The organism is Pseudomonas sp. LBUM1656, from assembly GCF_059716065.1.
The window spans coordinates 3,323,582-3,335,712 of record NZ_CP166800.1 but is presented as its reverse complement, the minus strand read 5'-3'; the positions used below and the strand labels follow the sequence as shown (position 1 = coordinate 3,335,712).

Below are 12,131 nucleotides of genomic sequence, written 5' to 3'. Positions count from 1 at the left end.
TTCACTCTTCTTCCTCATGCTGCAATTCGAACAGCAGCAACGAACGACCAGTGACGGAATATTCGTGACCGAACTCGAAAAGCTCCTGCCCGCGAATCTTCGGTTGATTGGTGTCGATCATGCACGTCCAGTGAAAGCCGTCAGGCACTTCCGGCAACGTGAAGTTGACGATGTCGTGGTGCGCGTTAACCACCAGCAACAGGGTCGCGTCACCGCCCTTGCGGCGGATACCGGTTTCCTGCGCACGGCCATCCATCAGCATGCCGAGGCAACGGCCGTGGGCTTCCTCCCATTGATCGGTGGACATTTCACTGCCATCCGGGGCGAGCCAGGTCACGTCCTTGACGCCGATGTCTTCGTTGTAATTGCCCACCAGAAAGCGTCCGCGACGCAGGATCGGATAAGCCAGACGCAACTTGATCAGGCGTTTGACGAACTTGAGCAGGGCCTTGCCGTCTTCGCTCAGGTCCCAGTTGACCCAGCCGATCTCGCTGTCCTGGCAATAGGCGTTGTTGTTGCCTTCCTGAGTGCGGGCGAATTCGTCGCCGGCCACCAGCATCGGCGTGCCTTGGGACAGCAGCAACGTGGCGAAGAAATTGCGCATTTGCCGCTGACGCAGCTCATTGATTTCCGGGTCGTCGGTCGGGCCTTCGACGCCGTGGTTCCAGGACAGGTTGTTATTGCTGCCGTCCTGATTGTTCTCGTCGTTGGCTTCGTTGTGCTTGTCGTTGTACGACACCAGGTCATTGAGGGTGAAACCATCATGGGCGGTGATGAAATTCAACGAAGCATAGGGCCGGCGGCCGCGCTGGTTGAACATCTCGCCGGAAGCGGTCATGCGGCTGGCGAAGTCTGCCAGTTGGCCGTCATCGCCTTTCCAGAACGCACGCACGGTGTCGCGGAATTTGTCGTTCCACTCGACCCAGCCCGGCGGAAAACCACCGACCTGATAACCACCGGGGCCACAATCCCAAGGCTCTGCAATCATTTTCACCTGGCGCAGCACCGGGTCCTGACGACAGGCGACGAGGAAGCTGTGACGTTCGTCGAAGCCCTCGTGGTAGCGACCGAGAATGGTTGCCAGGTCAAAGCGGAAACCGTCCACGTGCATTTCCGTGGCCCAGTAACGCAGGGAGTCGGTGACCATTTGCAGCACGCACGGGTGACTCAGGTCCAGGGTGTTGCCGGTGCCCGAATCGTTGATGTAGTAACGCTTGTCATCCGGCATCAAGCGGTAGTACGAGGCGTTGTCGATGCCGCGCATGGACAGGGTCGGGCCTTGTTCGTTGCCCTCGGCGGTGTGGTTGTAGACCACGTCGAGGATCACTTCCAGATTGGCCTCGTGCAGGTGCGCGACCATCTCCTTGAACTCGGCGATCTTGCCGCTGGCCAGGTAACGCGGGTCCGGGGCGAAAAAGGCGATGCTGTTGTAGCCCCAGTAATTGGTCATGCCTTTGTGCAGCAGATGCTGGTCGTTGACGAAGGCGTGGATCGGCAGCAATTCAACCGAAGAAACCCCCAGCTTGCGGATGTGTTCCAGCACGTCATCGACCATCAACCCGGCGCAGGTGCCACGCACGTTCTCGGGGACGGAGGGGTGACGCATGCTGATGCCGCGCAGGTGGGTTTCATAAATGATCGTCTTGTCCCACGGGATGCTGACCCGTTGATCATTGCCCCAGGTGTGAGCGGGGTCGATGACTTTGCACTTGGGCACGAAGGGCGCACTGTCGCGCTCATCGAAACTCAGGTCAGCGTCCGGGTGGCCGATGGTGTAGCCGAACAGCGCTTCGGACCATTTAAGCTGGCCGACCAATTGCTTGGCGTAGGGGTCGATCAGCAATTTGTTGTGGTTGAAGCGATGGCCGTTGGCCGGGTCGTACGCACCGTAGACACGGTAGCCGTAGATCAGCCCCGGATGGGCGTCGGGCAAGTAGCCGTGGTAGATCTCGTCGGTGTATTCGGGCAGTTCGATCCGCTCCAGTTCCACCTCGCCGGCATCATCGAAGATGCACAGTTCGACCTTGGTGGCGTTGGCGGAAAACAAGGCAAAGTTGACCCCCAGACCATCCCAGGTCGCACCCAGCGGGAAGGGCAAGCCTTCACGGATTCGCGAGGCCTCGGCGTGAGGTTCTGGCGCGGCATTCTTTGGACTGGTCATACATGCTCCTGCAAAAAAGGGGTACGGGTGAAAACTGTCACTTACGGTGATCACCCCCTGTGGGAGCGGGCTTGCTCGCGAATGCGGTGGGTCAGTCAACATTAATGTCGCCTGACACTCCCTCTTCGCGAGCAAGCCCTCTCCCACAGGGGACAGTGTTTCAATTCACAATGGCTCTTTATTTCGGGCGAACGCGCCCACGGTGGCCAGCGGGCTGGCCACGAGGTCAATCAGGAATCGAAAGTGAAGCGTCAGGCCGCGGGCGGTTTGCGCGCTGCTTTAGGCTTCTTTTCTGTCGCTTTTTCGCCGGGCGGAATCACCTTCGAAGCCGCCGCAGGCTTGGCCTTGGCTTTCGGCTCCGGGACCTTGCCATTGGCGGCTTTGGACACAGCAGGTTTGGCAGCCGTTTTACTGCCGGTAGCCTTCGGCGATTTTTTGGGGGCCAGGGCTTCGGCTTCAGCCAGTTTGCGAGCCATCTCCCAGTGCCGGGCTTCCTGGCCTTCGGGCTTGCCTTCCGATTCCCAGATTTGATAGGCAAATTCGCGAACGCGTTTATCGTCGGTACTCATCGCAATACTCCTGAACTGAACTCAAGCTTGGGTAAACGTTTGAATAAAGAGATTGACCGGGAAATCCCCCAGCGCGGCGCTGATGTTCAGCTCCCTGTGGGGTGTGACTGCCGAGCTCGAAAAAAGTCCCTTCAGATTTTCCTCGGGGGCGGTGAACGGTAATTTGACCCGTGTATCGCCCCAGCGCAGCGCGTCCACCCGGGGGGCGGCACTGTTTTCCAGCAGCGGGGCGCAACGTATCGGTACGATCACGATGGCCCGTTTTCCTTCATGTTCGCGAGCAAACGCCAGCACCCGGTGAGCCTGACTGCCGACAACGTCGAGGGCTTGATACGCCCCTCGGCGAAACAGCTCGGCATGCTCGGCCCGCAGGTTCAACACCTGCTTGATCAGGGTTTGCTTGATGCGCCCGTCACGCCAGTTGGCCAAGAGGTCGGGCAGGTTCAACGGCACCTGCATCGCCTGTTGGCGGTTGGCGTAATCCACCGGCCGGCGGTTGTCCGGATCGACCAGCGAGAAGTCCCAGTATTCGTTGCCCTGGTAGAGGTCCGGAATGCCCGGTACGGTCATGCGCAGCAAGGTTTGCGCCAAACCGTTGATCGCGCCAGGAACGACGACGGTTTGAACCGCTTTGCCAAGGGCGGCACGCAACAGCTCACCCTCGGGGCTCAGCAGCAGGCGCTCGATAAAGAGCTGCATGGCTTTTTCATAAGGCTCGTTCGCCGCGCTCCAACTGCTTTGCAGCTTGGCTTCGCGCAAGGCTTTCTGCTGCCATTGCCACAGGCGCTTGGCATAGTCCTCAAGCGCGGGCTGATCGTCACTGCGCAGGTCCAGCGGCCAACTGCCGAGGATCGCTTGATAGAGGATCAACTCATCGCCCGCCGAGGGCATCAGGTCATCGTCATGCAAGGGCCGGGCAAGTGTTCGCCACAGCGGTACCTGCTCGGCGTACCAGGCGCTGCGTTCACTCAACACCGCCAACCGTGCGCGAGTGTCTTCGCCGCGTTTGTGGTCGTGGGTGGCGGTGGCCAGCAGGTTGTCCGGAAACTGTTCCAGGCGTTGAAGGCAGACGGCATGGAAGTCGGCGACCGGCGCACTGAACTGCTCGGTGCTGAAGCCCACGTCATTGCGCGAGAGCAGCACCGCCGAGCGATAGAACGCGGTGTCTTCCACCGCTTTGGCGGCGGCCGGGGACGTCAGTTGCTGGAACCGCACGCAGGCGTGTTTGAGGATCTTGCGCGGGCGTCCCACCGGGCGTTTGCGCCACGGCTCACCACCCAGCCAGCCGGCCAGGCAATCCAGCACCGGCCAATCGGCCTCGCCGAGGGTTTGCCGGGCACCGTCCATGGCTTGCTGGAAAAACACATCGTCTTCGGCAGAACGGCCACGGGGGCTGATGTAAGTGCGGTACACCGGGAAGTGCACGATCAGTTCCTGCAACGCTCGACGGATCGCGCCCAGGGTCAAGTCGCGGGTCATCAAGTCGTCCCGGGCCACTTGCAGCAGCGCCTGGGCAACACTTTCGAAATCCCCGGCCAATGAGCCGTTGAGAATCTGCTGACGTGCCAGCTGCGCTTCCTGCCGGAAGTCCGCAGGTCGTTCGCTGTAGCGATTCCACAACTCGCCCAAGGTCTGGGCGCCGTGGGGATCGTGTTGCAGCAACGACAGCTGATTCATGAATTCATACCCGGTGGTGCCGTCCACCGACCAGTCGCGGTGCAGGGTTTCGCCTTCACCGAGAATCTTCTCGACGTAGATCGGCAGGTGCCGGTCAGGCGAGAGCGTATCGACCCGACGCCGCAGTTTGCGGCAATAACCGCGCGGGTCGGCGAGGCCGTCGATGTGGTCGATGCGCAGACCGTCGACCAGGCCTTCAGCCACCAGTTCGAAGATTTTCGCGTGGGTCGCTTCGAACACGGCCGGGCGCTCGACGCGCAAACCACCCAATTCGTTGATATCGAAAAACCGCCGCCAGTTGATGTCATCCGCCGCGGTGCGCCAACTGGCCAGGCGATAACTCTGGCGCTCGAGCAGGTGGTGCAGGCGCTGGAAACCCTCAGGCGTCAGGGAATCGTAGGCGTTGAGATTCTGCTGGATGCATTGCAGGAGCGCAGGGTCGCTGGCCAGCTCACGCAGCTCTGCCTTCAGGGGTTGCGCCAGGCTGTGAGCATCGGTCTGGTAGCTCAAGGCACTGAAGCGGTCGGCGAGAAACTTGAGCGGTTCGTCGTCGGCTCGCAGCAGTTCACCGTAGCTCGATGGGCAGATCGGGAAATGATGCTCATAGTGCTCGACATAAAACGCACCGCGCTGGGCATCGAAACGCAAGGGCAGGGTGCCGTCCTGCAGGGCGATGCCGTAATCGCTGCCGAGGAACGGCAGCAGCAACTGGCCCGCCATCAGAGGATCGGGCGAGTGCCATTGAATGTCGAAGAACTCGCCGTAAGGGCTAAGGCGTCCCCATTCCAGCAAGTCCAGCCACCACGGGTTATCACTGCCACCGACAGCCATGTGGTTGGAGACGATGTCGAGGATCAGCCCCATCTTGTGTTCGCGCAGGGCCGCGACCAATCGGTACAAGGCGGCTTCGCCACCCAGCTCCGGGTTGACCGTGGTCGGGTCCACCACGTCGTAGCCGTGCATGGAGCCGGAGCGGGCGGCGAGCAGTGGCGAGGCATAGACGTGGCTGATGCCCAGGCTGGCAAAGTACGGCACCAGCGGCACCGCTTGATCCAGCGTGAAACCTTTATGAAATTGCAGCCGCAGGGTGGCGCGAAGCGGTTGTATTAACGGGTGATTCATTGGTCACGCTCGCCAGCCTGAAGTCGCGCGCAGGCGAGCAGTTCCAGGCGCCGGGCGGCGTCCGGGTCATCGAGCAGCGCTTCGCTGCCGCCGGGCAAACGCCGCGACCAGTTGGGGTGCGTGTCGATGGTGCCCGGCAGGTTGGCCTGCTGTTCAATGCCGAGGGCATCTTCCAGCGGCAGTAACACCAGCGGCGCCCGGGTATGACCGAGGAAACGCACCGCGGCATCCAGCACCTGATCGGTTTCATGGGACTCTTCGCGAAAGTTCTGCGGGTCCTCGCTCAGCACGCGACGCAGGCCTTCACGTTCGCGCTCACGGTGCTGGCGCCATTCGATTTCACTCGTGGCGTCGACCAGGCCCAGTCGGGCATTCCAGTCGATATCGCGGCCATGCCACCAGCCATTGAGCGTTGGCAGGTCATGGGTGCTGGTGGTCGCGAGGGCGTTGTCCGGCCAGTCGATAATCGATTTGAAGTGTGCGTTGTCCTGTTCAAACAACATCACCCGCATGCCGAGGATCGAACGGGCGATGAGTTTTTCCCGAAGGCCATCCGCCACCGTCCCGAGGTCTTCGCCCAGAACGATCGCCTGATGGCGATGGGATTCCAGGCTGAGCAAGCGCAGCAGGTCGTCCACCGGGTAATACAGATAGGCGCCATCAGCGGGTGGTGAACCGTTGGGGATTACCCACAGCCGTTGCAGCCCCATGACGTGGTCAATGCGCAAGCCGCCAGCGTGGGCAAAATTGGCGCGGAGCATTTCGATGAATGCGCGAAAGCCGTTGCGCACCAGGCCTTCAGGGGAGAAAGCGGAAATACCCCAGCCCTGGCCGGTGCGATTAAGAATGTCCGGTGGCGCGCCCACCGTCAGCGAGGCAAGCAATTCGTCCTGACGACTCCAGGCCTGACTGCCACCGCCGTCGGCACCCACCGCCAGATCAGCGATCAACCCGATGCTCATCCCCGCGCTGCGGGCGGCGGCTTGCGCACGCTCCAGGCAGCGGGTGATCAGCCATTGGCTGAAGGCGAAGAAGCCAATGCGTCCGGCGTTCTCTTCGGCAAATTCGGCAAGGGCGGCACTGCGTGGGTCGCGCCATTGTTCCGGCCACTCGCGCCAGTCGAGGGTTTCACCCTTGGCGGCACGGGCTTCCTGGATGGCTTCGAAGCGACAGTGATTTTCCAGGGCTTCGCCGGCAGCATGGCGGAAGCTGCTGAAGTCGGCATGCAGCGGGTGTTCGCCCTGGACGAAGCCTTCGTACAAGGCTTGCAGCAAACGGTGTTTGGCTTCGGCGGCCACGGGCCAGTTAATCAGCGGCTGTTCTTCCAGCTGTTGCAGTTCGGCGGCCAGGCCGGTGGCGTCAATCGCCGCACGCCACGCGCGCTCACCGAGAATCGCGCCCGGCGCGGCGTAGAGACTGTTGAGAAACAAACGGCTGGAGGGTGAATACGGGCTGTAGCGCTGGGTGTCGCTGCCGAACATCGCATGCAACGGACTGATCGCCAGCGCCTCGGCGCCGCGTTCGCCTGCCACTCGGGCGAGGTCTTCCAGCGCCTGGGTATCGCCGAACCCGCCATCGCCAGGGCGGCGCAGCGAATACAACTGCACGCTCAGGCCCCAGGTACGCGGAATCGGACTTTCGACAGCATCGCCGACGCTGTAGCAACGTGTCGGTGCCACGGCCAGAGTGAATGATTGTCCATCGATGCTGACGTGCTGATACCCGACCGGAACCAGGCCCGGCAGCAGCGCCTCGGCATCCAGTTTCAGGTTCAGCCGTGAGCCATCTTCAAGGTGGATCTCGCACGGCGTTTCGGGCTCGAAGAAATGCGCCAGGTCGAGGCCGACGCCGAAGTCAGCGGTGATCAGCGGCGGCAGGTGCCGGGTTTGTTGCACTTGCTGCAATTGCAGCAGGCTGGCGTCGATTTCCTGAGCGGTGCCGGCAGGGTGGCCGAGTCCGGTCAGGACGTTACGCAATACCGAGGGGGCGACTTTCTGCGGGCGGCCGTTGGCGTCGATCCAGTCGACTGCCAAACCGGCACGGCTGGCCAGTATTTCCAGTTGCGCATCACTCATTGGCGCTCTCCATCCGGGGGTAGCAAGGGGGCTGCGGCCGTGAGGCTGACTAGCGCGCAATACGGGGCAAGGGTGCCCTGTTCCAACAGGCCGGCTGACTGAGGCGGCGTTTCGAACAGCAACCTGGCGTCGGCCTGTGGGGAGTGGACCACCGGCTTGTCGCCGAGGTTCAGGTCAATGCGCAGCTGTCGGCCATTACCCAGCAGCCAGCGTGCCGTCACGGCACCTTCGGCCAGCACCTCGGCCCCCAGGGCTTGAGCCCCCGGCAGATGCGGAATGATGTGGTCATGTCGAATCCGCAACAGCTGGTGATACAGGCCCTGCATGGCCGATTGCCGGGTGGCGGTCAGTTTCGGCCGCGACGCTTCAAAGGTCTGCTTCGCGTTCGGATCAGGGATCTGTTCGCGTTTATGAGGATCAGTAAAGGCGCTGAAGGCTGCAAATTCGTTACGTCGGCCTTCGCGGACCAGCTCCGCCAGTTCACCGTGATGACTGGTAAAGAACAGGAACGGCTCCTCGGCCGCAAATTCATCGCCCATGAACATCAGCGGGATCATCGGTGACAGCAGCAACAGCGCGGTCGCCGCTTTCAGGGCATCGAGGTGGGCCAATTGATGCAGCCGTTCGCCAAAGGCACGGTTGCCAATCTGGTCATGGTTCTGCAAAAACAGCACAAAGGCGCTGGGCGGCAAGTGACCGCTGGGCTCGCCCCGGTTGGTGCCGTGGCGGGTCACGTGGCCCTGAAACACGAAGCCCTGGCTCAGGCAGCGCGCCAGTTGTTCCGTGGGTTTGTCGGCATAGTCGGCGTAATAGGCGTCGGTTTCACCGGTCAGCAGAACGTGCAACGCGTTGTGGCCGTCATCGTTCCACTGCGCATCGAAGCCTTCTTCCAGCAGGCTGGCCTGGTTGTGTTCGTTCTCGACCGTCAGCCACACATGCCGCGCCGGATCAGTCTGCTGCCGAACCCGTTGCGCCAGTTCCTGGAGAAAGTCCGGGCTCTCGATGGCGTGCACGGCATCCAGGCGCAAGCCGTCGAAGCGGTATTCCAGCAACCACATCAACGCGTTGTCGATGAAGAAGTCCCGCACCTCGCGCCGCCGGAAGTCGATGGCCGCGCCCCAAGGGGTGTGCTTGTCTTCGCGAAAGAAGCCCTTGGCGTAGTGGTGCAGGTAATTGCCGTCCGGGCCGAAGTGGTTGTAGACCACGTCGAGAATCACCGCCAGGCCATGGCCGTGGGCGGTGTCGATCAAATGTTTGAGTTGTTCGGGAGTGCCATAGGAGGCTTGGGGCGCGTAGGGCAGAACCCCGTCGTAACCCCAGTTTCGGTCACCGGGGAACTGCGCCAGCGGCATCAGTTCGATCGCGGTGATGCCCAAGTCGACCAGCCGCGCCAAATGCTGCTCGACCTCTCTGAAGCCGCCGAGCGCACCGACGTGCAATTCGTAGATCACGGCTTCATTCCAGGGGCGGCCAGTCCAGGCGCTGTTTTGCCATTGATAGGCGAGGGGATCGACCACCACGCTGTGGTCGCCGATATCGCCTGCCTGCGCCCGGGAGGCCGGGTCCGGCACCTCGAGTTCGCCATCAATGTTGTAGCGGTAACGCGTACCCGCCGGGCAGCGGGTCTTGATCACGAACCAGCCATCAGCCTGAGGCAGTAGCGGCAAGGATTGTCCATCTTCCAGTTCGACACTGACGTAAAACGCATCTGGCGCCCACAAGGCAAAACGCGTGTGTTCTGCGTCCAGCATGATTGCGCCGTGGGGCCAGGTGTCAAGGGTCCGTAACGGCATTGGTGAAAACCTCTTTTTTACTGCCTGCCCGATTTACCCAGGGCTTTGGCGACAAGTTGTTCGTAGAGTTCGGCGTAGGGTTCTACCGCCTTGCACCAGTTGAAAGGCGCGGCCATGGCGCGGCACCGCATGGCGTTGAGCAGGCCGGGGAAGGCAAATACCTTGAACGCGCGGCTCAGGGCTTCCTGGTAACTCTCGACGGTGGATTCGTCGAACAGGAAACCGGTCACGCCGTTTTCAATGGTGTCGGCCAAGCCGCCGGTGTTGCGCGCCACCGGCAGCGAACCGAAGCGCTGGGCGTACATCTGGCTCAGGCCGCAAGGCTCGTAACGCGAAGGCATCAACAGGAAATCACTGCCGGCGAACATGCGACGGGCGTCGGTTTCATTGAAGCCGATGCGCACACCGATCTGCCCGGGAAAGCGCAGGGCCAGTTCACGCATGGCTTGTTCTTCTTCCGGCTCGCCACGACCGATGATTGCGATCTGGCCACCGTTGTCGACGATGTATTCGGAGACTGCTTCGGTCAGGTCCAGGCCTTTCTGATAGACCAGGCGCGAGACCACGGCAAATAGCGGGCCTTCGGAATCTTCCAGGCCGAACAGCTCGCGGACATGGGCGGCGTTGACCGCTTTGCCATCCCAGTCGCCGATGCTGAACGGGCAGAACAGGTGCGGGTCGGTGGCGGCGTCCCAGCTTTCATCAATGCCGTTAGGAATACCGCTGAGCAGACCTTGCTGGGTCTTGGCGGCGAGAAAGCCGTCGAGACCGCAGCCGAAGGCCGGCGTGGTGATTTCCTGGGCGTAGGTGGCGCTGACGGTGGTGATGTGGCTCGAATAGGCCATGCCGGCCTTGAGGAACGACATCTTGCCGTAGAACTCCATGCCTTCCTGTTGCAAGGCATGGTTGGGAATACCGAGTTCCGGGCAGGAGCCAAGGCTGGTGACGCCTTGATAAGCCAGGTTATGGATGGTGAACAGCGTCGGGGTGCGCTGTCCACGCCAGTGCATGTAGGCAGGCGCGAGTCCGGCCGGCCAGTCATGGGCATGCACCAGATCCGGGCACCAGTGAATTTGCGCGAGATTGGCGGCGATATCGGCGGCAGCAAGGCCCAGGCGGGCGAAGCGAATGTGGTTGTCCGGCCAGTCGCGGCCGTTGTTGGCGCCGTAGGGCGAACCTTCGCGCTCGTAGAGTTCGGGGCAGATCAACACGTAAATGACCAGACCGTCCGGCATGTCCATGCGTCCGATCTTGCAGGGCGGCAGTGCGGCATGCCCACCGAGTTCACCGATGATGTGAATCGGGTTTTCGCTGTGCAGCACTTGCGGGTAACCGGGGATCAGCACCCGCACATCGTGCAGCAGCGCCATCGCTCGGGGCAGGGCTGCGGACACGTCACCCAAGCCGCCGGTCTTGACCAGATCGGCAATTTCGGAGGTGACGAACAACACCTTCTTTCTATTCGGATTCTGACTGGCAGCTGGTGTCAGCGTCTTGGTGCCCGGTACGCTGATCGATTGGGCGCTCGGAGCATTCACGGCGCTCGATTCGCCGACCTGCTGATGAGCACGCTCTCCCTGAATATCTAAAGCCGCACTAATCATATGAATCTCCCGTGTTGTTGATCTAATTCCAGGTCAGGCACAAACGGTGTTCGTGGCCAAATCCTGTGGCCGGGCGCAAACGCGCTTCGCATCGGTGAGCAATGCTGCCCATGCGCTCATGCAGAAAGGGTGGAGGGGCCGTTGCAAGGAATGCACCAGTCGCTGAGGCCCTACCTTTAACCTGACCCCCGGTCAGGACCAAAAGTTTCGAGTTTCTTACCGCCAGATGACTGACCGGTTTTACCTCGCGAAAATGAGTCTAGGCCAGATCCTAGAGCGGGGCAGGTCAAGTGGCGAAATTGTTCGACAATCGGTGGGAAGAGGGTAAAGGCACAGCGCTTTCAGGGGGAAACGCACCGACGAAGGGCAGGTTTATTTTTGAGGTTGGGTCAAAACGGGACTGGAGAGTCACGGAAATGGGCGGGATTTAGAGGCTGGCGCACCATTGCGGTGCGATAGATGTTGGGTTTGAGATGCCTCTTCGCGCGGTTACCCTTGAAGCAGCCGCTTCATCAGCAGTGCAGGGAGACTCTTTCGGGTTTCAGCAATGATGTGGACATAGATCGTCTGCTCTCGAATCTCATAGATGATCCGGTTCATCCCTGACAGGATTTGTCGATACTGACTCAGATTAAGTTTCTTTATTTCCTCCGGCATCGATCCGGAATAGGGCTGTGTCCCCAAATTGCGGATGGCGGCCTTCAGATCGGCATAGGTGCTTTGCCAGGTTTGGGTAGAGAACTGTTGGTTGAGATAAATACGAAGTTCTTTAAGGTCCATCTCGGCAGACTGAAGAATGACGACCTTTAAACTCATTGATGGTCAGCCCTGTCCATTTCTGCAAAGACATCTTCGGCATCGCGAAACTTGCCGTCTTCTACCTCACGATTTCCCATCGCCAAGAGCTTGAGCAAGGCCATGGTGTCTTCCTGCTCTTCGAAACTTTTTACGTCCATTACCACAAGCTTCGCTTCACCGTTTTGGGTGATCACCAAGGGCTCGCGGCTCTCTGTGAGTGTCTTGACGATTTCGGCAGTGTGGCTTTTCAGGTAGCTGATCGGCTTGATTTGAGATGAAAGCTTCATGAGTGAGCCTCGCTGGATTGAATAGGACCGAGTTTAGTCTTAATT

8 protein-coding genes are annotated in these 12,131 nt (G+C 60.8%); all 8 read right to left on the bottom strand.

The genetic code is table 11. The features are described 5' to 3' along the window. Nucleotide 1: 1 nt before the first annotated feature. Nucleotides 2-2,161, bottom strand: coding sequence for a glycogen debranching protein GlgX (glgX, locus tag ACA072_RS15100; RefSeq protein WP_497618621.1), 2,160 nt, complete (start codon nt 2,159-2,161; stop codon nt 2-4). Between the two features lie 251 nt (nt 2,162-2,412). Beyond that, complete coding sequence (locus ACA072_RS15095) at nt 2,413-2,730, bottom strand: DUF2934 domain-containing protein (protein WP_497618619.1); 318 nt, start codon at nt 2,728-2,730, stop codon at nt 2,413-2,415. Between the two features lie 21 nt (nt 2,731-2,751). Continuing rightward, nucleotides 2,752-5,529, bottom strand: a complete 2,778-nt coding sequence (locus ACA072_RS15090) for a malto-oligosyltrehalose synthase (protein WP_497618617.1) — start codon at nt 5,527-5,529, stop codon at nt 2,752-2,754. Next, complete coding sequence (gene malQ, locus ACA072_RS15085; protein ID WP_497618615.1) at nt 5,526-7,604, bottom strand: 4-alpha-glucanotransferase; 2,079 nt, start codon at nt 7,602-7,604, stop codon at nt 5,526-5,528. Before malQ ends, ACA072_RS15090 begins: the two co-directional genes overlap by 4 nt. Then, nucleotides 7,601-9,397 (bottom strand): malto-oligosyltrehalose trehalohydrolase, encoded by a 1,797-nt coding sequence (gene treZ, locus ACA072_RS15080; RefSeq protein ID WP_497618613.1) that lies wholly within the window; start codon nt 9,395-9,397, stop codon nt 7,601-7,603. Before treZ ends, malQ begins: the two co-directional genes overlap by 4 nt. Nucleotides 9,398-9,414: 17 nt before the next feature. Then, complete coding sequence (gene glgA, locus ACA072_RS15075; protein ID WP_497618611.1) at nt 9,415-11,001, bottom strand: glycogen synthase GlgA; 1,587 nt, start codon at nt 10,999-11,001, stop codon at nt 9,415-9,417. A 489-nt stretch (nt 11,002-11,490) separates the two neighbouring features. After that, nucleotides 11,491-11,817 (bottom strand): type II toxin-antitoxin system RelE/ParE family toxin, encoded by a 327-nt coding sequence (locus ACA072_RS15070; RefSeq protein ID WP_497618609.1) that lies wholly within the window; start codon nt 11,815-11,817, stop codon nt 11,491-11,493. Next, nucleotides 11,814-12,086, bottom strand: a complete 273-nt coding sequence (locus ACA072_RS15065; RefSeq protein ID WP_497618607.1) for a type II toxin-antitoxin system Phd/YefM family antitoxin — start codon at nt 12,084-12,086, stop codon at nt 11,814-11,816. Before ACA072_RS15065 ends, ACA072_RS15070 begins: the two co-directional genes overlap by 4 nt. Nucleotides 12,087-12,131: the final 45 nt, after the last annotated feature.

Excerpts from the sequence above, each read along its gene's own strand:
- ACA072_RS15095 (WP_497618619.1), bottom strand. The coding sequence starts at position 2,730 with ATGAGTACCGACGATAAACGCGTTCGCGAATTTGCCTATCAAATCTGG.
- glgA (WP_497618611.1), bottom strand. The coding sequence starts at position 11,001 with ATGATTAGTGCGGCTTTAGATATTCAGGGAGAGCGTGCTCATCAGCAG.
- malQ (WP_497618615.1), bottom strand. The coding sequence starts at position 7,604 with ATGAGTGATGCGCAACTGGAAATACTGGCCAGCCGTGCCGGTTTGGCA.
- treZ (WP_497618613.1), bottom strand. The coding sequence starts at position 9,397 with ATGCCGTTACGGACCCTTGACACCTGGCCCCACGGCGCAATCATGCTG.
- ACA072_RS15065 (WP_497618607.1), bottom strand. The coding sequence starts at position 12,086 with ATGAAGCTTTCATCTCAAATCAAGCCGATCAGCTACCTGAAAAGCCAC.
- ACA072_RS15070 (WP_497618609.1), bottom strand. The coding sequence starts at position 11,817 with ATGAGTTTAAAGGTCGTCATTCTTCAGTCTGCCGAGATGGACCTTAAA.
- glgX (WP_497618621.1), bottom strand. The coding sequence starts at position 2,161 with ATGACCAGTCCAAAGAATGCCGCGCCAGAACCTCACGCCGAGGCCTCG.
- ACA072_RS15090 (WP_497618617.1), bottom strand. The coding sequence starts at position 5,529 with ATGAATCACCCGTTAATACAACCGCTTCGCGCCACCCTGCGGCTGCAA.